This window comes from Methanocaldococcus bathoardescens (assembly GCF_000739065.1).
GTDB classification, from domain to species: Archaea; AGJL01; Methanococci; order Methanococcales; family Methanocaldococcaceae; genus Methanocaldococcus; species Methanocaldococcus bathoardescens.
This window is the reverse complement of record NZ_CP009149.1, coordinates 1,245,106-1,269,182: the sequence shown is the minus strand read 5'-3', so window position 1 is coordinate 1,269,182 and position 24,077 is coordinate 1,245,106. Positions and strand designations below refer to the sequence as shown.

The 24,077-nt window shown below is 31.1% G+C and carries 17 protein-coding genes, 2 tRNA genes and 2 pseudogenes; 6 read left to right on the top strand and 15 right to left on the bottom strand.

What is annotated here, in order from left to right; translation table 11 throughout:
- Positions 1-74 precede the first annotated feature (74 nt).
- A complete protein-coding gene (locus JH146_RS06560) occupies positions 75-2,030 on the top strand; it encodes an ATP-dependent DNA helicase (protein ID WP_048202234.1) in 1,956 nt (651 codons plus the stop codon).
- Positions 2,031-2,093: 63 nt separating this feature from the next.
- On the opposite strand, the gene JH146_RS06555 is transcribed toward JH146_RS06560, so the two are convergent.
- The 8 genes from JH146_RS06555 to JH146_RS06520 all read right to left on the bottom strand — a co-directional run bounded on the left by JH146_RS06555 (position 2,094) and on the right by JH146_RS06520 (position 10,222).
- Positions 2,094-2,171: transfer RNA gene (locus tag JH146_RS06555), tRNA-Ile, on the bottom strand.
- Between the two features lie 87 nt (positions 2,172-2,258).
- The gene (locus JH146_RS06550) at positions 2,259-2,888 is read right to left on the bottom strand and encodes a family 16 glycoside hydrolase (RefSeq protein WP_048202233.1); all 630 of its coding nucleotides are present in this window, start codon (positions 2,886-2,888) and stop codon (positions 2,259-2,261) included.
- Positions 2,889-2,893: 5 nt separating this feature from the next.
- Positions 2,894-4,018, bottom strand: a complete 1,125-nt coding sequence (locus JH146_RS06545; RefSeq protein ID WP_048202232.1) for a tRNA (guanine(10)-N(2))-dimethyltransferase — start codon at positions 4,016-4,018, stop codon at positions 2,894-2,896.
- 103 nt (positions 4,019-4,121) lie between these two features.
- Positions 4,122-7,241 (bottom strand): isoleucine--tRNA ligase, encoded by a 3,120-nt coding sequence (ileS, locus tag JH146_RS06540; RefSeq protein WP_048202231.1) that lies wholly within the window; start codon positions 7,239-7,241, stop codon positions 4,122-4,124.
- Positions 7,242-7,279: 38 nt separating this feature from the next.
- Positions 7,280-7,813, bottom strand: a complete 534-nt coding sequence (locus tag JH146_RS06535) for a V-type ATP synthase subunit I domain-containing protein (protein ID WP_048202230.1) — start codon at positions 7,811-7,813, stop codon at positions 7,280-7,282.
- A gap of 44 nt (positions 7,814-7,857) precedes the next feature.
- Positions 7,858-8,229, bottom strand: coding sequence for a DUF356 domain-containing protein (locus JH146_RS06530; RefSeq protein WP_048202229.1), 372 nt, complete (start codon positions 8,227-8,229; stop codon positions 7,858-7,860).
- Positions 8,230-8,309: 80 nt separating this feature from the next.
- The gene (locus tag JH146_RS06525; RefSeq protein WP_048202228.1) at positions 8,310-8,990 is read right to left on the bottom strand and encodes an RNA ligase partner protein; all 681 of its coding nucleotides are present in this window, start codon (positions 8,988-8,990) and stop codon (positions 8,310-8,312) included.
- 149 nt (positions 8,991-9,139) lie between these two features.
- Positions 9,140-10,222 carry a nucleotidyltransferase family protein gene (locus JH146_RS06520; protein ID WP_173400831.1) on the bottom strand — a complete coding sequence of 361 codons (1,083 nt, stop codon included), beginning with the start codon at positions 10,220-10,222 and terminating at the stop codon, positions 9,140-9,142.
- Between the two features lie 40 nt (positions 10,223-10,262).
- On the opposite strand from JH146_RS06520, the gene JH146_RS06515 reads away from it, so the two are divergent.
- Positions 10,263-10,336 (top strand) — tRNA-Val (locus tag JH146_RS06515).
- 238 nt (positions 10,337-10,574) lie between these two features.
- Here JH146_RS06515 and pfdA read toward each other — a convergent pair.
- A complete protein-coding gene (pfdA, locus tag JH146_RS06510; RefSeq protein ID WP_048202226.1) occupies positions 10,575-10,994 on the bottom strand; it encodes a prefoldin subunit alpha in 420 nt (139 codons plus the stop codon).
- A 140-nt stretch (positions 10,995-11,134) separates the two neighbouring features.
- Here pfdA and JH146_RS06505 point away from each other — a divergent pair, with 140 nt between their 5' ends.
- Complete coding sequence (locus JH146_RS06505; RefSeq protein ID WP_081874481.1) at positions 11,135-11,494, top strand: monovalent cation/H+ antiporter subunit E; 360 nt, start codon at positions 11,135-11,137, stop codon at positions 11,492-11,494.
- A gap of 9 nt (positions 11,495-11,503) precedes the next feature.
- Here the strand turns inward: JH146_RS06505 and JH146_RS06500 are convergent, their stop codons facing one another.
- A complete protein-coding gene (locus tag JH146_RS06500; protein ID WP_048202225.1) occupies positions 11,504-12,799 on the bottom strand; it encodes a hypothetical protein in 1,296 nt (431 codons plus the stop codon).
- Between the two features lie 89 nt (positions 12,800-12,888).
- On the opposite strand from JH146_RS06500, the gene hisC reads away from it, so the two are divergent.
- The gene (gene hisC / locus JH146_RS06495; protein WP_048202224.1) at positions 12,889-13,998 is read left to right on the top strand and encodes a histidinol-phosphate transaminase; all 1,110 of its coding nucleotides are present in this window, start codon (positions 12,889-12,891) and stop codon (positions 13,996-13,998) included.
- A gap of 5 nt (positions 13,999-14,003) precedes the next feature.
- Here the strand turns inward: hisC and JH146_RS06490 are convergent, their stop codons facing one another.
- The 3 genes from JH146_RS06490 to JH146_RS06480 form a co-directional block, all read right to left on the bottom strand.
- Complete coding sequence (locus tag JH146_RS06490; RefSeq protein WP_048202223.1) at positions 14,004-15,161, bottom strand: pyridoxal-phosphate-dependent aminotransferase family protein; 1,158 nt, start codon at positions 15,159-15,161, stop codon at positions 14,004-14,006.
- 152 nt (positions 15,162-15,313) lie between these two features.
- Complete coding sequence (fsa, locus tag JH146_RS06485; RefSeq protein ID WP_048202222.1) at positions 15,314-15,967, bottom strand: fructose-6-phosphate aldolase; 654 nt, start codon at positions 15,965-15,967, stop codon at positions 15,314-15,316.
- A gap of 469 nt (positions 15,968-16,436) precedes the next feature.
- A complete protein-coding gene (locus JH146_RS06480; RefSeq protein WP_048202221.1) occupies positions 16,437-17,516 on the bottom strand; it encodes an ATP-binding protein in 1,080 nt (359 codons plus the stop codon).
- Between the two features lie 187 nt (positions 17,517-17,703).
- Here JH146_RS06480 and JH146_RS06475 point away from each other — a divergent pair, with 187 nt between their 5' ends.
- Both JH146_RS06475 and JH146_RS06470 read left to right on the top strand, forming a co-directional pair.
- Positions 17,704-19,821: an ATP-binding protein gene (locus JH146_RS06475; protein WP_048202220.1), complete on the top strand. Its 2,118-nt coding sequence runs from the start codon at positions 17,704-17,706 to the stop codon at positions 19,819-19,821.
- Between the two features lie 28 nt (positions 19,822-19,849).
- Positions 19,850-20,236: a ribonuclease P protein component 4 gene (locus JH146_RS06470; protein WP_048202219.1), complete on the top strand. Its 387-nt coding sequence runs from the start codon at positions 19,850-19,852 to the stop codon at positions 20,234-20,236.
- Here JH146_RS06470 and JH146_RS08930 read toward each other — a convergent pair.
- Positions 20,222-21,911, bottom strand: a pseudogene (locus tag JH146_RS08930) (hydantoinase B/oxoprolinase family protein). The gene JH146_RS06470 and the pseudogene JH146_RS08930 overlap by 15 nt on opposite strands.
- A gap of 10 nt (positions 21,912-21,921) precedes the next feature.
- Positions 21,922-23,963, bottom strand: a pseudogene (locus tag JH146_RS06460) (hydantoinase/oxoprolinase family protein).
- Positions 23,964-24,077 lie beyond the last annotated feature (114 nt).

Genomic DNA, 24,077 nt, shown 5'->3' with positions numbered 1-24,077 from the left:
AGCCACTTAATTTTTCTATTTTATTTTTAATTTTTTTATTATTCAAAATTTACAAATATAAGCCAGGGGTTTTTATGGAATTTGAAAGCTATATTAAAGAGAAATTTCCTTATCCCAAAGTTAGAGAGCCACAGAAAAGGATGATGCTAAAAATTTACGAGTGCATAAAGAATAAAAAAAATTTGATAGTTGAAGCACCAACAGGTGTTGGAAAAACCTTAGGTTATTTAATTCCAGCTCTATATTTTGCAGAAAGAGGGAAACGGGTTGCTATACTAACAGAAACGATAGACCAGCAGGTTAGGATTTATGAGGATTTAAGCTCTTTAAGGCATAATTTAAAGGTCGCATTTTTGATGGGGAAGAGTAACTTTATTTGCAAATCAAAAGGAGGGAAGGCTAATAGATTGTATTGCCAATTAAATAAAAAATGCTTATACAGACCAAATAAAAGACCAATTTGTTATTGTGGAACAAAAAAACATCCAGTAAATTTGGGAGATAACGTTATTTATTACTGTCCATACTGCACTTGCGAATACCAAAAGGCAAAAGTTGAGAGTATCTTAGCCGATATTATAGTTATGAACAACAGTATGTTTTACTATGCAAAGGAAGATATTGAGAAAAAAAGAGATATTGATATAATTATTTGTGATGAAGCCCATAAATTGGAGAACAGCATAAGAAATACATCAACAATAACTATTAATCCCGAACTATCAATTAATAGATTAAAATATATGGCTATACATTACGCTCCCAATATTTTAAAAAAGAGGTTGAATATTGAAGATGAAAATTTTTGGGAAATTATTGAGAAGTATTTAACAAGTAGAGGTATCAATATAGATATTTGCAAAGAGACAATTATTTTTGATGGAGAGAATTTAAGTTCTTGGAAATATAAGACAGAACTCGCTGTGTTGGGTGCTATTTTAGATGGCTATTACCAAATAAACAATATAAAGAACAAAATATTAAGATTTAATGAAAATGAGGAAATTGATAAAGAAGAGCTTAGATTTGAAATTGATAATAGGGCGTTAATTGCTATAGAGCTTGATTTTATCCATAAAAAGAAATTATCTGATATGTATCTTCTTGAATTCATAGAAAATATCAAAAATTTAAGATATATTAATGAAAACTATGTAATTTATAGAAGTGGAAATTCTTTATTATGCGAGCCAGTTTTTGTAAGTTCTCACCTAAAAGAGCTTTATGATAATGCTGTAGTTATTCACTGCTCAGCAACAATTGGAAATTTAAAGATGCATGCTTTAAAGACGGGAGTCGATAATCCAGAGTTTTTAATTTTAGAGAGTCCATTTCCAAAGAATAGGAAAAAAATTATAGCCTTAAAAGATGGCGTTGATATGAAGTATGAAAAAAGAGATAGAGAGAAGGCAAATAAAAATTTGTTAAAAATATTGGAATCAATAAATGGAAACTCTTTAGTTTTATTTAAGAGCTTTGAAGATTTAGATAGTTTTTACAAATATCTAAAAAGAGAGATAGCAAAAACAAATATTAAAAATAAAAATATCCATGTGTATGAGCAGGGTATGGATGGGAAAGAGGCTAAGGAATTAAAAGAAAGATTTGAAAAAATTGGTGGGACTTTATTAGCAACTGGAAGGTTTGCTGAAGGAGTAGATATTCCTGGAGAGGCTTTAGTAGGAGTTGTTATTGATTCCCTTCCATTTCCAGTTCCAACACCTTTAATATTAAGGGAGCAGAAAATATTAGAAGAGAAATTTAAAAGTAGAGGAATTAGGGATGCCCATTGGAGAGCTTTTTTAATGACATCATTTGATAGAATGGCAAGGACATTAGTTCAGATGATTGGAAGATTAATAAGAACAGAAAATGATTATGGAGTTGTAGTTATACAAGATAAGAGATTTGCAGATTGGGTAGGAAGAGTTATGAGAGAAAAAAGTTATCTAAAAGATAACTATGAGGTTATGAGTTTGGATATGGCTATAAAATACATTCCAAAGTTTATGAGTCAATTTAGAAATTAAATTTTTATTTTTTATTTAATTTTTAATATTTAAATTAATTAATACAATATTCAAAAATAAAAATGGTAGGGCGGCGGGGATTCGAACCCCGGACCACTCGGTTATCAGCCGAGCACTCTAACCAGGCTGAGCCACCGCCCTACAACTACCAAAAGCAAAAATTAGATAATAATAACTGATATATATACTTTTCGGTTATTGATAAATTTAGTTATTTCATAGTTATTTTTATTGTATTGGCTCTACCCTAACATTATCATAATAAGCTTTACCCCCTCCAATTCCTATTCCACCTTTAAGTATTGGTGTGTTATTGTCAGTGTATTCAATATATTTCTGCCCTCCTGCAAGGAAGATTATTTTATTATCTTTTGCTATAACTTCATACCTATAAAAATCTGTGCCAGCAGGAGCGGCACTATAAGATTCAGCCAATTTTTCAACCTTAGTTCCGTTAAATTTATAGAGTGCATATCCCATATCATACCCCTTTATTTCTATATAATATCCGGCTTGTGCATTATTTATTAATCTAAAGTATATTTTTGGGTTATCCCCCTCTTCTAACCGTTTTATATCAACAATAAGTTTAAAATTGGTGTAATTTTTGTCAATATAAATTATTCCATTGTTTATTGGAACTGCAACATTGTTTATTGATTTTTTATCTTCACTCATTACAGCTTCAATTTTAAAACCCCCCTTCTTAACCTTCCATTCTCCAAATGGAGCTTTTTCTCCTACAGAGTATGAAGAAAAGTCATCATAAAATGATTTCGGGACAATTTCAAAACAACCACATAATCCTAAATATAGAATTGGAATCATTAAAGCTACAGTTATTTTTTTAAGATTCATTATACTCACCTGATATTGGCACATTTATACATTGCCTCAATAACATTCTTTAATGTAGTATTGGTTTTTATTCCTTTCGGATTGTAATGGGTTACTGTAGCTTCAAACCCCATCTCTTTTAGCTTGTTTATAATATCCTGCATTGGTGGAACTGAAATCTTTAACATTTTTCCGATTTGGTGAGTGTCATAGCATCCAACTTGGTTTATAGCAGATTCTCCTTTAATAGCATTTAAAATCTTTAAAACTCTCTCACTACATTTTCTCTCTTCAGCTATCCTTAAAGCCTCTTCAACAAGAGCTTTGTCATATAAGTTACCAATATACAGCGGCCCAGAAAAGCCTTTCTCATAACCTTCTTCAAATTTTCTAATTATTTTAACCCCATTAACATCCTTAACATATCCAAGCATTTCAAATACCTTATCAGCCCTCTTAGCTCCTCTATCTGTAACTAAATAAACTCTAACATAATGGTCGGTTGCGTGGCAAAATACTGGCTTTAAGGCAAGCTCATATTTTGTAGCCATCCTCATAGCATAGCCAACTAAAACTCTCAATGCAAATTCATGACAATCCCTGCCAAATAAAGGATAAGCCAAATATTTCCTTAGGCATGATTTTTTAGCCCTTCCACATAAAGCAGCAGTGTCTGTTGCTGTTAAACAGAGCAAACCATTTCTTGTTACCAAAGCTCTAATTGCTTGGTCAATATATGGAGCTGGAGAACCAAATGGGTCTAAATCAACAACATTGAAAAATCTAAAGTGCCTTGATAAAAATGTATTGGCATCTTCATTAAAAACTTCTATATTCTCAATCTCATTTAATTTGGCATTGTTTATTATCTTCTCATAAGCTTTTGGATTTATATCATTTAGGAAAACTTTTAACTCTCCATCAAACTTAAGCTCTTTTGCATATCTAAGTCCTCTAATTCCACTCCCTGCTAAAGCATCACACACATAAAACTTATCTTTTTTATGATACAAATTTAGAAATGCCTGAACTATCACTACACTTATATCCCTACCTGTTTTCATTCTTGGATTGTAAAAGACCTCATCCTTTTTTGTAACTGTTAATTTATCTGGAACTTCAAAAACTACATCCCCTTCTTTTAGAATCATATTATCACACAGAATAAATTGTTTTAGTTTTATAAATTAAAAATAAATTTAAAAATAGAGCCATAAAAGGTAGAAAGTCTTAAAGAAATTTAAAAAGAAATTTTTATTTATTTATCCTCTCAATGGTAATTTTAACATTATATTTTTCTCCATTTGGTGTTTTTATCTCCCAATCTTTTTCATAATCTGCTTTTATATCATCAACAAATGTTCCTCTAACTTCTCTCTCAATAATTTCCTTAAATTCATCTAAGTTAATACCTTCAACCTTAACCTTAATTTTTTCTTCAATATCTAAATCCATATCTTTTCTCATCGCCTGAATTCTTCTTATAACTTCTCTCATTAACCCTTCTCTTATCAAATCATCAGTAATTTCAGTATTTATAAAGACTGTTCCTTTTGAGAACTCAACTCCTGCAATGTGCTCAGGAATCTCTAACCTAATCTCAACATACTCTGGCTTAATCTCATATCCATCCAATATTACAGCTCCTTCTTTCAGTTTCTCCATTAGCTCTTTAGCATCTGCTTTATTCAACGCTTCAACAACCTTTGGAACTTCACTTCTGTATCTCTTACCTAACTCTCTGTAGTTTGGTTTTATAATATATTTACTTCCCTCAACTTCTCCAAATTTGATATTTTTGACATTACCCTGCTCTTTTATTATGTATTCAAATCTCTCTACTGCCTTCTTAACCTCTTCCCCACCAGCAATGGTTATCTCTTTCAATGGATATCTTAAGGTGTATTTTATTCTGTCTCTTCCTCTGTAGATTGCATCAACTATATCTCTAACTATTGCCATGTCTCTCTCTAATTCCTCATCAATAAACTCCTCATCAACCTCTATTTTATTCATGAAGATACTTTCTTCCATATCTTCTGTCTTTAGGTTTTGATATATTGCCTCTGCAGTGTGTGGGGCTACTGGAGCCATTATTGTAGCCAATTTTAGTAAGACATAGTAGAGTGTTTGATATGCCGCTAATTTATCAACATCATCTTTTTCCTTCCATGTTCTGTCCCTAATTAATCTAATATACCATCTACTTAAGTCATTTAATATGAAATCTTTTAATGTCCATGTGTAGGTATGGAAGTAAGGAACTTCAAGGTTTTCAATTGCTATCTTGGCAACAGTATTTACTCTACTCAAAATCCATTTATCTTCATCTTTTAGATATTCAAAGTATTTTTCATCTGGTTTAAAGTTATCTAAGACCATGTAATTTACAGCGAACATGTAAGCGTTCCACAATGTGTTAAATAAACTCAATACATCATCCATTTCACTCCATACAAACCTTAAATCTTCCCAAACCTTATTTGCGCTTAAAAGATAAAACCTCAACAAATCAGCCCCATACTTTTCAACAACATCATCTGGATTAACTATATTTCCTAAACTTTTACTCATCTTGTCTCCATGCTCATCCAAGGTAAAGCCATGCATTAAACATTTTTTGTATGGAATGTCGTCGAATACGATAGCTGACAGTGCATGCTGTGAATAAAACCATTTAGTAACTTGGTCGTTTCCTTCTGTTATAAAGTCAGCTTTTTTCAATGTTTTTGAACCAATTGAAGCATAAGGTGCTAAACCAGAGTCAAACCAAACATCTAAAACATCTGGAACTCTTCTCATTTCTCCTCCACATTCACATCTCAACTTTATTTTATCAACTGTTGGCTTGTGTAAATCATTAATTTCTCCAACTTCATCTTTATTTATCATCTTTTCCTCTAATTCTTCAACACTTCCCACAACTATATATTTTCTACACTTCTCACAAACCCAAACAGGGAGAGGGATTCCCCAATATCTCTGCCTACTTATATTCCAATCTCCAACAAACTTAACTCCATTTATATATCTTGTCTCAACCCAGTGTGGAATCCACTGAACTGTTTTAGCATGCTCTATAATGTTATCTTTAATCTTTGATATCTCTAAGAACCACTGCTCAGTAGCTCTAAACAAGAGAGGTGTTTTACATCTCCAACAGTGTGGATAACTGTGCTTTATCTTACCAGCATAAACTAACAATCCTTTATCTTTTAGAGTTTCAATTATTTCTGCATCTGCATCTTTAACAAAAATACCTTTCCATTTTCCTTCTATATATTTACCTTCATCATCTATTGGCGAATAAATAGGCAAATTATACTTTTTACCAACTTCAAAGTCCTCTTCCCCATGCCCTGGAGCTGTGTGAACTAAACCAGTTCCTCCCTCTAAGGTTACATGCTCTCCTAAAACAACTGTATGTGCAGTTTCTAATTTTGCAAATTCTTTCTGTTTTTCATTCTCATCTAATAATGGATGAATATACTTTAACCCTTCTAATTCTTTTCCTTTAACTTTTTTGATTATCTTATAGTTTTTGATGTTATGAGCTTTTTTAGCTTTGTTTATAACCTCATCAACTAACTTTTCAGCAATAATCCAGACCTCTTTTTTATCATCAAATTCAACTTCTACATAGGCGTAATCATAGTCAGGATGAACAGTTACAGCTAAGTTAGCTACCAAAGTCCATGGTGTTGTTGTCCAAATTACAACATAGGTGTTTTCATCATCCTTTAATTTGAATTTTACATAGACAGATGGGTCGTAAACCTCTTTATACTCTCCTCTAACTTCATGCTCAGCTAAAGCTGTTTCACATCTTGGACACCAATAAACAACCCTTAAATCTCTTGTTAATAATCCCTTCTCATGAGCAACCTTTAATGTCCACCAGCCAATTTCCATATATTCCTTAGTTATTGGCATGTATGCATTTTCCCAATCCAACCAAACTCCTAAGTTTTTAAACTGATTTTCCATAATCTCTTTATGTTTTAAAGCGAATTCCTTACACTTCTCTATAAATTGCTCTACACCAATTTTTGTTTCTATCTCTTTCTTGTTTTTTATTCCAAACTCATTTTCAACTTTAACCTCTATTGGCAAACCGTGCATGTCCCATCCAGCTTTATCTAAAACATTATATCCTTGCATTCTCTTAAATCTCAAATAAGTGTCTTTAATTATCTTATTCCATGCAGTCCCCAAGTGTATTGCTCCAGAACAGTATGGAGGACCATCAACAAAGTAAAATTCTTTATTTCCTTCATTCTTTTTCTTTACTTTTTGATATATATCATTCTCTTCCCAAAACTTTTTTATCTTCTTATCCAATTCTCTGAAATTAACTGGCTCTACTCTCTTCATCCACTCACCTCATGTTAGATATTATATCTGAAATTATCTCATCCATATTTGTTTTTAAATTCTTTTAATCGAGTAATTCTTGAAATTATCTTATTCAAATATTTATTTTGTAGTTTTGACTCTTCTTTTGTTTCCTTAGAATAATCATCTGGTAAATTTTGAATTTTATTTAAAATATTTTTATCATCAATATTAGCAATTTTGTATAATTCCATACATGTTTTTTTTACACTTAATCCATTCTCAACCACAATATTCAACAACTCCTCATATGGAATTTTCTCTTCTATTATCTTCCAGTAATCTCCAAATATATTACTTTCTATTATATATTCAAGCACTTCTAAGATTTTTATACTTAAATCCAACTTTAAAATTTCAGAAGTTAAAGAGCTCTCTTTTTCTTCTAACTGAGCAATCTTATCTAAATCATTTTGGCTATTGGTTCTTAGTTCTTCTAATGTTACTCTAATGTTGTTTAATTCCCTAAGTTTCTTTTCTCCCTCTTCAATTATTTTCTGTTTTTTATCTTTTATTTCAACTAAAGTAGGATATTCAACAATATTTTTCATTAAAATCACCTAATAACAGTAAAAATTAAATAAATTAAGCTAATTTACTTCTTTTTCTTCTTATCTTTCTTCTTTGATTTATAATAACCCTTTAATACTGGAAGCTTTGGGAAATCATCCAATAACTTATAATATATATCCCCATATCTCTCACTAATCACTACAATATGAGCTGGGGGATGAATTTTTCTAATCCTGTCTATTGCTTTTGGCGCTTTTTCAGCGATTTTTGCTAAACATGCAGTTTTACATGGCTTTTTTACTTCTCCCAATATAGCTCCCAATATCTCATCAGCCGCTTCTGGAACAATAATTTTTGGCTTTCCAATAATTGTTAGCTCTGCATGCCTATCAACATCTGCCAAGGCATTCTTTAATTTTTCATAACTATCTCCTCTAATCAACAATATTGTCATAACTATCCCTAACACGTGTTTTTTGAATGTTAATTATTATTCAGTTATCATTTTTTGTATAATAAAATGAAAATCTGTTTTTATCTTCTATGCCTTTCATTATGTCTTAAATATTCTTCAAGCATAAATGGAAAATCAGAGGCATTAACAAACCTCAATCCCAACCTTTGAGCCCATTTTTCAATGCCTCCATCACTTGCCACTACTGCGGCATCTAACTCCTTAGCTAAAAGTAAAACATCTAAGTCAGGGGCGCTATCTAAGGTTCCCACTCTTAAAGCACTTCTATATTTATTTCTAAAGGTATTTATTGTTTTTGATAGCACTTTATTTATGATTTCATTTTTATTCATCTCTGGATGTTTTTTTGATAACTCATAAACCATATCTGATGTTCTTATAATATGCTCCTCTCCAATTCTCATTCCTTTATTTATTCTCTCCCTTAAATCTTTAACATATTCATAAAAAATCTCTGAAGGTATTTTTATCTCATATCTGTTTGGGGTTTTTTTAACGAGCCATGTATCAACTTTAACTATAATATCTCTTGGACAATTCTCATTCTCTAAAAATCCCATCAACTCATTATATACTGTTGGATACGGGATATGGCAAGAAATATTTAACTTTATTCTCGCCTCTGCTATCAAATCCATAATCTTATCCGTTAGTTCAGTAACTGTTTTAACCCCTAATGCTTTCCTAACTGATGGTTCAGTAAAAGCACTTGTGTCTAAGCAGAACCTCTGTTTTTGCATATCTCTCCCCAAAATTTAATTTCTTTGAGATTTTTGATATGATTTTTTATTTTAAATAGGACTTTCACAGTTTATATATTTAATAAGGTAGTTTGATTCCTAAAAGGCATCATCTTTCAATAAAATATTTATTCCTGCGAAAGTCCTATTTAATCGTCTCTATTATCATCTCTAACCGCAAGTATTTTTATCTTTGCAGGATAGTTATTTATATATTTTGATAAAGTTTCATTTGGAATTCTTGCCTCTAATTTAGATAAAATTCTCTCCTTAAAATGTCTTGAAAATCCATAAGGTAGAGAGTTTTTTATTTCCTCAATATTATTAAATGGTCTTCTCTTTTCTAAAATTTCAGCAACATTGTTTGGTAGATATTTATATAAATCAAACTCATTAGCTGTTTCTAAGATTCTATCCTCAAATCTCTTCAATATCAATTCATTGAGTTTTCCGCTATCATAGAGTTCTTTTAAAATATTTAATGTTGTTTCTGGAAGCATATTTTTAACTTCTTCAAATTTACCACTGAATATTGCTTCTCTAATTTTAGTTCCACTTATTCCTTCCAACCTCCTAACAAAAACAAATTTTGGATTAAACCTCAAACCTTCTTTATTCAGTTTATAAATCATCTGAGACATTGAAGCAATGACATAGTTATCTATATTCAATTTTTCTCCCAAAATCTCCCCTGTCTCTATACAACAAATTTTGTATGGCTTAACTTGAATATGATAGCCATTATTTATGCAATTTATAACTTTTTCCATAGTTTCTTCTGGAATATAGCCCCTTGGTATTACCTCAGCCCCTAAGTTATAAAACATTTTTATTAAGCATCTCATATACTGCCCAGAACCCATAATTCCCATAGGTGGGCCTTCAACAACAATATCAGCTCCAGCTTTTATAGCCATCTCAGCTCTAATGTATCTATTTAAGAAATAAGGAATTCCCCTCCCACTTCTTTCTAAGGGTCCAGGCAAAACACTAATAAAAATTCCATGTTCCTTTCCTCTTTCTAATGCATATTTATGCCCTTTATGTAATGGGTTGTATTCAGTGAAATCACAAACGATTTTATCTTTATTTTCTCTTTCTTTTATTTCTTCAACTATTTTTTTAAAATCTTCAAAAGATTTTTCATCTTTTCTTTCAGCATCTCTAATTATCTCCTCTCTATCTTTCAAAAAATTTTTTAGATTTAAATCCATAATTTCACCAATAGGCATAAACTTTATATATGAGAACATAGATTGTTATTGATGCTGAGGGCCCATGGTCTAGCTGGCTATGACGTCGCCCTTACAAGGCGAAGGTCGCCGGTTCGAATCCGGCTGGGCCCACTATTTTTTATTTTAGACATAAACATTTGTTAATTTAAATATAGGAATTACTGTTTTAGTTTTATAGTGTCTTTCAAAACTTCTTGGAATATATAAGGCACTAATGAACGCCTTCCTTTAGAAAGGCGTTCAAACTTTTCTTAATAAATTTTATTAATTTTGAAAGACACTATAGTTAAACACTCTAAATTACAAAATAAGATAAAAAAGGATAAAAATTTTTTAATTTTTCTATTTTTTATTGTTTCTTCTCTTGAGCTTGTTGAGCTTTTTGTATTCCTGCCTGTAACTCTTTTCTTAAAGCAGCTATTGTCTTAGCTAATTCTTCAGCTTTTTTCATTCCTTCTTTTTCAGCTTTATCTAAATCCTCAATAGATTTTTTTAAATCTTCAATAACCTCACTAAATGGTTTCTCAACATAAATATCTGACTTTATCCCAATTAATGCCTTATCATCAACAATTTTTCCTTTTACAAACACTCCAGGGCCTACTGGAATTAATGTTTCTTCATTAGCCTTTATATTTTCAATTGTTTTAATTGAATTCATTATTTCAGATTTTAATGTTCTTATTGATACTAATTCACTTTGAATCATTTGTAATTGTTGGTTGTATATTTCTAAAGCCATCGCTTTTTGTCTTAAATCTTCACTCATATTTCCACCTCAACAATTAAGCATTTATTATAGGACTTTCGCAGGAATAAATTGTTCTATTGACATAATGATGTCTTTGGCATCAAAATTCCTTATTATAAATATATAAACTGCGAAAGTCCTATATCAGCAATACATATATATCTTGGGTAGTTAATAAAACTTATTGTAGCAGAGTTTTTGTAGGTGTGTGGCTTATGAGATTATTAGGAATTATCGGATATTTGGCTGTTCTAATTAAAGCAATATGCGAATCTTGGGTTGACGTAGTTAAAAGAAGCATAAATGGGGAAATAAACCCTCAAGTTATAGAAATAGAATCAATTATCAATAACCCTACTGGTTTAGTTTTATTGTCATGGTCTATAACAGCCACTCCAGGAACTTTAGTTATTGATTTAATCCCAGAAGAGAGAAAATTAAAAGTAGCCACAATAAGTCCAAGAAGTAGAGAAGATATTGTTCCATTTGAGCCATACATTAAAAAAATCTTTGATTAATTAATTTTTCTATTTGATAATTTTCACATCTCCTTCATCCCATTCTACCATTAATACATCTTCATCATCATATTTTGTTAAAAATGCCAATATTGCCGCTTTTGTTCCCCATCTGTTAGAACCCGCTAAAATGTAGATATTATTATCATTGTAAGGGTTTTTTATTTTTTGTATAACCCCTCTGTTATTTCCAGGATAATTGTCAGTTATATTTACTTTCAATAAGCCCTTATCTTCAAGCTCTTTAACAAATTTATTAATTTTTGGACCTCCAATGAGGATTATATCTTTATTAATATTTAATGAGTCGATATCAAACATATCCAATGTGTTAAGATAAATCTTTTCATGATTTTTGAGTTCTTTTCCTTTATAATATACATGAACTGTATCATTTATTTTTATAGCGTAAATACCTTCTCCAAGATAAGCAGTGTCTTTGTCTTTGATATTTAGAGTTTTATTTTCTCTTTTTATAATTTTAAATAGAACACAATCTTTATAACACTTTTCAGGCATTATAGTACAATTAAACAAGTTTATTTCACTTCCCAAATCATTTATATTTTTATATTCAAGCTTTATTTTATCAGCGCTGATATCTTTCACTTTAAATCTATTATCCAATGGGAAATCCCTATCTTCTTCAATTTTTATTGTGGAATATGCATCAAATGTAAAATAATAGTCTCTACCGTTTCTTGTGCAATTTTTAAATACAATTCCCAACGTCCCTCCTTCCACATAATAAAAGCATCCTTTAGTTAATTTAGGAGAATCTATAACTTTTCCATTTTTATAGATATCAACAACTATGGTGTCTAAATCAGATGAAACAAGCTTTACAATAACTTTATATCCATCATATTCAAATGAGTCATTTGTTGTTATTTCTTTTCCATATTTTTCCTTTAATATTATATAATTTGAAGTAATATCCTCAACTATGTAGCTTTTGTTGAATAAGCTTATTTCCTTTCCTTTTTCAAGGTTTAAATATTCAATACACTCAATATCTTTATAATTTACATTGTCTCCGTCTCTATCAAATTTTATAATGAGCTTTTTATCATTATCCTCAATTTCAAGTTTATCTGTAGCTGGAATATACGTAATATCTTTAATAATAACCGTTATATTATCCTTATTAACATTTATTTCTCTTGAAGAATAAAGATTGTCCATTAAAACTTTAGCATTTTGATAATCTACTGTGCTTTTATTTACAAAGATTACTGGCTCTGTAGGTAGAGCATAGCCAACACTTATAACCAATAAGAGCATAAGTAAAAGTATCCTCTTCATATACACCCCTCTATCTTTTGTAAGGTTAATATATAAAAATCCAAGAATCTTATTTAAAATATTTTTGGTTAAAATTTTTAGGTGATTAGATGATAGGAAATAAAGTAAGAGAAGTTGTTAAAAAATTAAAACCCTATGTTCCAGGAAAATCTAAAGAAGAGATAGCAAGAGCTTATGGAATAAAACCAGAAGATATTATAAAACTTGGTTCTAATGAAAATCCTTGGGGACCTTCTCCAAAGATAAAAGAAAAAATCTTAGAGGAGATTGACAAAATCCATCAATATCCAGAGCCAGTAAATCCAGTTTTAATGAAAGAGTTGAGCAACTTTTTAAATGTTAGCGAGGAAAATATTATTGTTGGTGGCGATGGGGCTGATGAGATTATAGACACAATATTTAGAACGTTTGTTGATGATGGCGATGAAGTCATAATTCCAATTCCAACTTTTACCCAATATAGAGTTTCAGCAACAATTCACAACGCTAAAATAAAATATGCTAAATATGACAAAGAAAAAGATTTTAAATTGGATGTTGAAAGTGTCTTAAATAATATAACAGATAAAACGAAGGTTATCTTCCTCTGCACTCCAAACAATCCAACAGGAAATATAATAGAAAATAAAGACATTGAAAAAATTATCAATGAAACAGATGCTTTGGTTGTTATAGACCATGCATATATTGAGTATGCTAAAAAAGAATATGATTGGACTCAAAAAGCTCCTGAATATGATAATGTTATTGTTTTAAGGACATTTTCAAAAGTCTTTGGTTTAGCAGGGATGAGAGTTGGTTATGGTGTTGCAAATAAAAAAATTATTGATTACATGATGAGAGTTAAGCCAATATTCAGTTTAACAAGGTTAAGCCAAATTTGTGCTATAACTGCGTTAAGAGATAGAGAATTCTTTGAAAGATGCGTTAGAGATGGAATTAAAAGTAGGGAAATGCTCTATAATGGACTAAAGAAATTTAAAGATATTAAGGTTTATCCTTCAGAAGCTAATTATGTATTGGTTGAATTAAAAACAATGAAAGCAAAAGAATTTTGTGAAGAACTATTAAAAAGAGGTGTTATTGTTAGAGATTGCTCTTCATTTGATGGTTTAGGAGATAATTATGTTAGGGTATCAATAGGAACATTTGAAGAGATTGAAAGGTTTTTAAAAATTTTAGAAGAGATTATAAGCTAAATGGTTTATTCTCTCAATAGGACTTCTTTTGCTACTTCTACTCCACTCTCTTTAACTTCAAATCCAAGCTCTTTTAAAGCTAATTCCACACAAGCTAATGTAGCCAAGATTTCTTTCTCTCCACAGATTCCCATGTGTCCAATTCTGAATATCTTTCCAGCTAAGTGCTTCTGCCCACCAGCAACAACTATATTGTATTTGTTGCTTAATATTCCTCTAAAGTCACTATCTTTAATTCCTTCTGGATATTTTGCTGATGTAACTGTTACTGACCTTGCTCTTTCTTTAGCAAACAACTCTATTCCCATTGCCTCTAAACCAGCTCTTGTTGCTTTAGCCAATCTTTCATGTCTTTTAACTCTATTCTCAATTCCTTCCTCTAAAACTAAATCTAAGGCAACATTCATTGCATAGGTTAAGTTAACTGATGGTGTGTATGGGGTTTGTTTTTTCTCTTCATAGTATTTTTTATAAGCCAATAAATCTAAGTAGAAACCAACTTTGTCATCATTCTTTTTGATAACTTCCCATGCTTTCTCGCTGACTGTTATAGCTGCCAATCCTGGTGGGGCTGCTAAACATTTTTGAGAACCGGTAACACAGATATCTATGTGGAATTTATCAACATTTACATAATCTCCTCCTAATGATGAGACGGTATCAACAATGTATAAAGCATCATAGTCCTTAACAACTTCTCCAATCTCTTTTATTGGGTTTCTTGCACCTGTTGATGTTTCATTATGCACAACTGTAACTGCTTTAATATCATCATATTTATCCAATATTTCCTTAACTGCTTCTGGATCAGCCATATCTCCCCATTCTATATCTAATCTAATTGCCTCTCCTTTGTATGCTTTAACTATATTTGCAAATCTCTCTCCAAAGTTTCCTGTAACAATGTTTAAAACCTTATCTCCTCTTTTTATTATGTTTGATATTGCCATATCCATTGCTGCTGTTCCTGAACCGGTAATTAAGAATGTATCATTTTCAGTTATGAATACTTTTTTTAATTTTTCTATTGTATCTTCCAATAAAGCCCCATAATCTTTTGTTCTATGCCCAATTACTGGCATTGCCATTGCATTTAAAACCTCTGGTGGAACCATTGTAGGCCCTGGAATCATTAACAATTTTTTAGTTGCTTCCAATTTCATAATCTCCCTCCATAAAATTATTTATTTGAAAGAGAAGATGTCAATTTATTTTCTACCCATAGGGGCAAGGCCCCTATTGGTATACCCCACGTCCATTAAGTTGGGGCTTTCAGCCCCAATTAATGTCCATTATTATAGATTGCTGTTTTTCTTTATTTTCTACTTTTTAGATAATTTTCCCAATCTTTTAAGAATCTCTCTAAACCAATGTCTGTTAATGGGTGGTTGAAGAGCTTATCCATAACTGCTGGTGGAATTGTTGCTATATCTGCTCCTATCTTAGCTGCCTCTAAAACATGCCATGGGTGTCTAACAGAAGCAACTATAACCTCAGTCTTAATATCATAGTTTTTGTATATTTTTACAACATCTTCAATTAATTTCATTCCTACATGTCCAATATCGTCTAACCTTCCAACGAATGGTGATACATAGGTAGCTCCTGCCTTAGCAGCCAATAAAGCTTGTAATGGAGAGAAAACTAATGTTACATTTGTTTTTATTCCTTCAGCTGATAATATTTTAACTGCCTTCATTCCATCTTTTGTCATTGGGATTTTTATAACTATGTTATCAGCTATTTTAGCCAATTCTCTCGCTTCTTTAACCATTCCTTCAGCATCTGTTGATATAACCTCAGCACTTACTGGACCGTCAACAATTTCACAAATTTCTTTAACAACTTCATAGAAATCTCTTCCTTCCTTAGCTACTAATGTTGGGTTTGTTGTAACTCCATCAACTAAGCCAAGCTCAGCGTATTTTTTAATTTCTTCAACATTTGCTGTGTCTAAGAAGAATTTCATATCTATCCCTCTATAAAATTTTATTGGGTGTTTAGGAAATTATATATGGTTGAGGGTTAAAAAGTTATCTGTTATTATTAATTTATATATTTTGATATATAGTAATTAAAAATATAAAAATAAAATTTAAATCTTTAATTAATACTTTATATTTTATCACAAAAACCATGAAATCATATTTAAACAAAACATTAATTTAATATATTATAAATGAAAAAATTTAAATTAACAAATCTATAAAATCCTCTTTATTGCATTCCATACTAAATTAACTTTGAGACTTTAAACGAAACTTTTAGCAAAAGTTTCATCAAAACTTGTCCATTAAGTTGGGGCTTTCAGCCCCAATTAATGTCCATTCAGTAATCTCTTTATAGCGTTCCACACTAAATAACTCTGGCGGGCATAGGGGAATCCCCTATTGCGATACCCCGATGCATTGCTTCCTTACGGAAGCAATGTCTCTTAGTTATAATATCCTCTTTATTGCATTCCATACCAAATAACTCTGCGGTTTTAGAATTCCTTCAATAGGATTTAGGAATAAAATATTTCTTTTAACTAAATAAACATAAACTGGCTCTGATATGTCATCATCACTAATCTCATAATTATTTTTAAATAATTTTAACGCTTCAATGATATCTTCTTTTTTAATCTCTATAACCTCATCCCCAATAGCAACCTTTGGTTTTATATAATCTAACTCCTTCAAAAAATATTTTAATTTTTGAACAGCATCCTTAAGCATATAATCTAAAATATCCTCTAAGCTCTCATATCTTAACTTATCAATAACTTTTATTATTAAAACTGGCTTTCCCCCCACATAGCTATAAATAAGCTCTTTATCCTCATCAGATAATTCTTTATTTAAAATCTCTTTAGCTAAGAAATCCATGAATTTTAAAGCAGTTTCCTTATCAAAATCATCCACTAAAATATAATCAACCCTATCCTCCAACATTGCCTCGTTATAAACCCTCTCAATAAATAAGCTATCTGAACTTAGGCAAAAAACATGACATAGATGCAACTCCTTAGTTAAATCAATGAAGTAGTTAAATAGCTCATATATAAGATAGCCATTAATCTTCATGTCTCCAATCTTTTGTAGTTCATCTATTATTAATATTGGTTGTTTGCCATCTTTTTTAATCTCCATTAAAACATTAGTTATATATCTAAATACATTTTTAGTTGTTTTCTTCTTTAAAATTTCTTCCAAAGTATTTTTTGGTGCGGGGATGCCAAATAGTGTAGGAAAATCTTTTAATAAGCTTTTTATAACTTCAATAGGTTTTTTATCATCATCATAAACTTCAAACAAAACCTCTATAAAATCGTCGTATTTAGATACGAATATCCCCCTAAGATTTATATAAAACACAACATATCTATCCTTATCTAATCTATTATTAATTATCTCATTAATCAAAGCTGTCTTTCCAGAGTTTATAGAGCCATAGATAAAATAAATCAAATTAGGCTCTCCTTCCATAATAGACAAAATCTTATAAATCTCCCTCTCCCTATTGAAAAATTTCATTTTAAACCACCATAATTTTCCTTAGCATTATGGTAGTTTATTCCACTTATTAAAGATTTGTTTTTATTTAAAAATCTAAATTAATTAATGTATCTTATGCAAAACGTAGATAAACTTCATGTATATACAACTTATTAAATTAGTTAAGGCTCAATAATATTATAACTATATATTTGCATGTGATACTATGACAAATTTTGATGAAGAAGTTTTTAGAGCATATTACGAGCATAAAATAAAGAGTTTTATAAAAGAAGAGCTATCTAACAACTTAATTAAAGATAATATTTTTGAATTTGATATTGAGAAGTTTTTAATGCACTTTCCAGATGCATGTGAAGTTAATGATTTAATTATTGAGAGACCAAAAGAAATTGAAGAGATAATATTGGATATATTTAAAGAAGCTTATGTTGAGCTATTTGGTGAAGATAAAGAGTTAGAAAAGATACAAATAGCTTTTAAAAATCCAAAAGGTTGTGAAAAATTAATTGAGGATATATCATCATCAGATATAAATAAGTTGGTTAAATTTGAAGGTGTTATAGTTAAAGCTGGAAAGGTTTGTGCTTTATTAAAAAGAGCATGTTTTGTCTGTCCAAGATGTGGAAATATAAGATATAAAACTATACACAACTACTTTGAAATTCCAGAGGTTATTTGCAACAATGGGGATTGTAAAGAAAAGATGGTTATTGATTATGAAGAATCTACTTATATAAATATTCAAGAGTTAGAGATTCAGCAGCCAATTGATTTGATGAAAAACCCGGATGACCCTCCAAGAAGTATAAAGGTGTTTTTAGAAAACAGTCCTGGGATTTATTCTGGAAGAGTTGATGTTGTGGGGACTGTCCTAAAGAAAAAAACAAGACCAAAATTGCCAGTTTTTGAAATTTTTGTTAAAAGTAATTATGTTAAAATATCTGAAAGTTATCAAAAGATTGAGGTTAGGGATATTTTAGGAAATGAAGAACTTATAGAGACACTAAATGAATTAGGAAGGAAGAAGAATATTATTGACATTTTATCAAATTATCTAATCTCCCAAATAAAAGGATATGAGTTAGTTAAAAAAGCAATATTTTTGCAACAAATAAAAGGAGCTTTTAAATTCTTACCAGACGGAACACCATTGAGGAGAGATAGCCATATTTTATTAATTACAGACCCGGGTATTGGAAAAACCACTATGCTTAGAAGGATAGCAAGATTATTCCCTCAAAATGCTTATGCCTCTGTAACTACTGCTACTGGAGGAGGATTAACTGCCAACGTAATTAGAGAAGCTACAGAGATTGGAGATGGTTGGGTTGTTAAGCCAGGAGTTTTTGTTAGGGCTAATGAAGGAACTGCCTGTATTGATGAGCTAACAGTAGATAAGAATGTAATGAAATACATCTTAGAGGCGATGGAAAGCCAGACAATCCATGTTAATAAAGGGGGGATTAACGTTAAACTGCCAGCAAGATGTGCTGTTTTAGCTGCATGTAATCCAAAGAGAGGGAGATTTGATAGAAACCTAACAGTTATAGAGCAGATAGATATTCCAGCCCCATTATTAAGTAGGTTTGATTTAATATTCCCATTAATGGATAAGCCAAATAGAAAAGGAGATGAGGAGATAGCTGAACATATATTAAATACTCACATTGAAACAGCTACAAAAGACTACAAAATCTTAGGAGCTATTGATATTGATGGAATAACTGTGGATGAGAAGCTTTTGAAATACTATATCATCTATGCAAGAAGCTGTGCATATATAGAAGAGAACCAAGATTTATACTTAGGAGAGTTTGATGAAACAAAGCTAATTATGCCTTATTTAACTGATAAAGCAAAGAAGATGATTAAAAAGTATTACTTAGAGATGAGAAAGTTGGGAGAAGGAGACAACCCAATACCAATAACTGCAAGACAGTTAGAGGCGATAATTAGAATTGCTGAAATGCACGCTAAAGCAAGATTATCCACTAAAGTTGAAGATATCGATGCTCAAGTGGCGATAAGTATAATTGATGATTGCTTAAAGCAGGTAGCTTATGACCCAGAAACAGGAACATTAGATTTAGATAAAATAGCTGGAACTCCAAAATCAAGAAGAGATAAGATGGATGCAGTCCTAAATATTATTAGAGAAATTGTTAGCTTGAGAGATGACGGCTTAGCTCCTGAAGAAGAGATATATGAGAGAGCTGAGAGTGTTGGTTTGTCTGAGAAAGATGTTGAAAGTGCCTTAGAATATTTAAAGAAGGCAGGAGACATATACAACCCAAGAATTGGATTTTGGGGATTATTATAAATTTTTATAAATTTTATTAAGTGAAAACATGAAAAAGTTTTTAGAAAAAAAGCTAAAAAAGATAGCTTATGAAAGAATTGATATATTAATGAGCTTAGCTGAAGAAGAAGCAAAAAAAGGAAATTGGGAAAGGGCTAAGAGGTATGTGTATTTAGCAAGAAGAATAGCTATGAAAATGAGAATAAGATTTCCTAAAAAATGGAAAAGAAGGATATGTAAAAAATGCGGAACTTTTTTGTTGTATGGAAAAAATGCAAGAGTTAGAGTTAAAAGTAAAAGATATCCACATGTTGTTATAACCTGCTTAGAATGTGGGGCAATATATAGAATTCCAATGATTAGAGAAAAGAAAGAAAAAAGAAGGAAAAAATTGGAAGAAAAACTAAAATCAAAATTAAATTCACAAACTTCTTAATTTCTTTGTTTCTTCCATATCAACAACAAATTCATTATCTTTTTTAATAATTTTTACTTTATAATCTTTATATGCAGAATCAATGGAAATTTTTCCATCTTTAACGTCTTCTAAAATTAGATTTATATCTCTATCATAAGGAGAGCCGTATCCTCCCCCACCAGGAGTATTTATAACAATCACATCCCCACAACTTAAGGATAATGTATTCTTTCCAGATAAAGGGATTTTTTTACCCTCTTTTATAACATAATGCTCACCACAAGAGCCACTATATCCATTATTAACCCCCCATGGAGCAATTTTAATCCTCTCAGCAATTAAAGATACGGTACAATCTGAAAGAAGCTTATAAACTCTCCTTATCCCTAAACCTCCTCTATACTTTCCAGCCCCTCCAGAATCTTCTCTCAAAGAATATTCAAAAATCATTATTGGATATTCGTTCTCTATAACCTCAATTGGAGTGTTGAGAGTGTTTGTCATATTTGCATGAACTCCATCAACTCCATCTTTTCCGTTTCTTCCTCCAAAACCTCCTCCAATTGTTTCATAAAACGCCCAACCTCTTCCTCCTATAATTACATTATTCATACTTCCATTTGATGCTGCTGGCACTTTATCTGGGAATTGGTTGTAGAGAGCTTTAAATATCACATCTACAATTCTTTGAGAGGTTTCAACATTTCCCACTGCAACTGGAGCTGGTTTTTTTGGATTAACAATTGTTTCCTCTGGAGCTACAATATCTAAAACTCTAAAAATACCATGATTCATTGGTAAATCTGGGTCTATAATTGCTTTTAGTGCAAAGGATGTTGATGCAACTGTAACGCCATAAACAGCATTTAATGGGGCATCTAACTGCCTATGCGTTCCAGTAAAATCAACTTTTATTTTGCCTCTATTTATCTCAACCTTTGCATTTATATTTATCAATTTGTCCTTATATTCAAGATAATCAACCGCTTCACACACAGCAAATATCTTTAATCTTTGATTTTAAATATGCCTCAGAATAATCTAAGCTTTTTTTCCAAGCTTCAAGAACCTCTTTATAACTATATTTCTCAATTAATTTTAAAATCCTCTCAACACCTATATTTAATGATGCTATTTGGGCTTTTAAATCTCCAATTGTAGATTTCTGCACTCTAACATTTGATGTTATTAAATTTAAAAGCTCTTTGTTTAATTTACCATTTTCAACGAGTTTTGATGGAGGAATTATTAATCCTTCATGATACAGCTCTTTTACATCACTACATATACTTCCTGGAGCACAGCCTCCAACATCAACATGATGAGCTTTATTTGCAACATATCCAATTATCTCATCGTTATAAAATATTGGTTTTAATAAAGTGATGTCATTTAGATGAGTTCCAGCTATGTATGGGTCGTTAACTATAATTACATCATCTTTTTCAATCTCAATACCTTCTTTTTTTAGATAATCAATAACATTCTTAACTCCAATAGCCATACTTCCTAAATGTACTGGGATGTGTTCTGCTTGGGCTATTAACTCTCCATTAGATGATAAAATAGCACAGCTAAAATCCAATCTATCCTTAATATTTGGAGAATAGGATGTGTTTCTCAAAATTATTCCCATCTCTTCTGCAATGTATGAGGTTGAATTTCTAATAACTTCAACTGTAATTGCATCCATATAAATCCCTCTATTTCTCAATCCTTAAACATCCATATTTATCAACAAATACACTATATTCTGGGGGAATAACGATAGTTGAATCATATTCCTCAACTATTGCAGGCCCTTCAAATATAGCTCCTGGTTTAAGCTTATCTCTATTATAAATTGCAGCTTCTTCCCATCCACTATTGAAATAAACCTTCCTATAACTTTCTGGCTTTGGTGTGTATTCTTTAACTTCACTGAATTTTATCTCTGGTTTTGTCAATAAACCAACAATTGTAACTCTTGCATTAACTAACTCAACATCCTCATCCAAAGAACTGAATTTATAAACTGCCTCATGTTTTTTATGAAAATTATTTGCCAATTCTTTTAAATCTCCAGTCCATGGAATTGTTAGTTCATAAGATTGCCCTTTATATCTAACATCAATCTGTTTAACTATCTTTATCTCCTCAAAGCCTTCAACCTCTTTAATTCCCTCCTCTATCAACTCAATAAATATCTTCTCAATCTCTTCCTCATCAACTTCATCAATGTCTTTTAATATACTTTTAACTTTATCAACTCTACAATCTGAAAGCAATAATCCTAAAGCAGAGAAAACTCCACATGAAGGAGGAATTAAGATTGATTTAATCTCCATTTCCTCTGCTAACTCAACTCCATGTAAAGGGCCGGCTCCACCAAACACATACATGACAAAGTCCCTTGGGTCATAGCCCCTCTCAACAGTAACTATCCTCAATGCCTTTGCCATTGTTGTATTTGCCAGCCTTATTATTCCATAAGCAGTTTCTTCAACACTTTCTCCAATATTTTCTGCCAATTTTAATATTGCCTTCTCAGCCAAATCTTTTCTTAATGTTAATAATCCTCCACTAAGCTTCTCTCCCAATCTACCAAGGATTAGGTTAGCATCAGTTATTGTTGGCTTATCATTTCCTTTTCCATAACAAACAGGCCCTGGGTCTGCTCCAGCACTTATTGGGCCGACTCTTAAGGCGTTACCTTCATCAACCCACGCTATTGTCCCTCCTCCAGCACTAACCTCAGCCAAATCAATAAATGGAAATCTAACTGGATAACCAGAACCTTTAATTAATCTTCCAGCATGAATTTCTCCTCCAACTTCATACTCATTCGTTACTAATGGGGAACTATTAATTATAGTTGATGCCTTGGCAGTTGTTCCCCCCATATCAAAGCCGATAACTTTGTTATCATTTAAAATTTTTGAGAAATAAGCTACTGCAATAGCCCCAGCTGCTGGTCCAGATTCAATAAACGCTGCAGGTTTTTTAGTGGCATATTTTATATTAGAAACTCCCCCACTACTTTGCATAATATAAAATTTCCCATTAAATCCTCCATTTTTTAAAGAATCTATGAAGTTTTTTAGATAATTTGACATTAATGGTTTTAGATAAGCATTAACTACGGTTGTGCTTGTTCTTTCATATTCTTTATATTCTGGGTCAATTTCATGAGAAGTTATAACATCTACAGAAGGACAAAGATTCTTTATTATTTCCTTTGCCCTCTTTTCATGAATTGGATTCTTATAGCTATGTAAAAAAGAGATAACAACAACTTCATAACCTCTTTTTTTAATTATCTCAGCTATTTTTGCAATTCTTCTTCATTTAATGGAATTACAATATTTCCACTTGCATCTATTCTTTCTTCAACCTCATATCTATCTCTTCTTTTTACCAATGGCTTAGGTTTTTCAAAGAACAAATCATACAGCTTAGGTCTTCTCTGCCTACCAATCTCAATAACATCCCTAAACCCCTTTGTTGTAATTAGTGCAATTTTTGGTGGAGTTAAATGCTCTTGCCCTAAAAACATGTTTGTTCCTAAGGTTGTTGCATGAATCAGAATATTTATCTTATCAAATGGTATTTTAGCTGTCTTCACTGCATTTATTGCCCCAAATGCAGGATTCTTTGGTGTTGTTGGAACTTTAACTACATGAAATTCTTTGCTATGCTCATCAAAATAAACAAGGTCTGTAAATGTTCCCCCAATATCTATCCCTACCCTATAGCTCATAACCATCCCATAAAAATTAGTATTAATATAGGACTTTCGCAGTTTCTATATTAACTTTTGGAATTTATATGCCAAAAGGCATCAATATTCAATAAAACATTTATTCCTGCGAAAATCCTA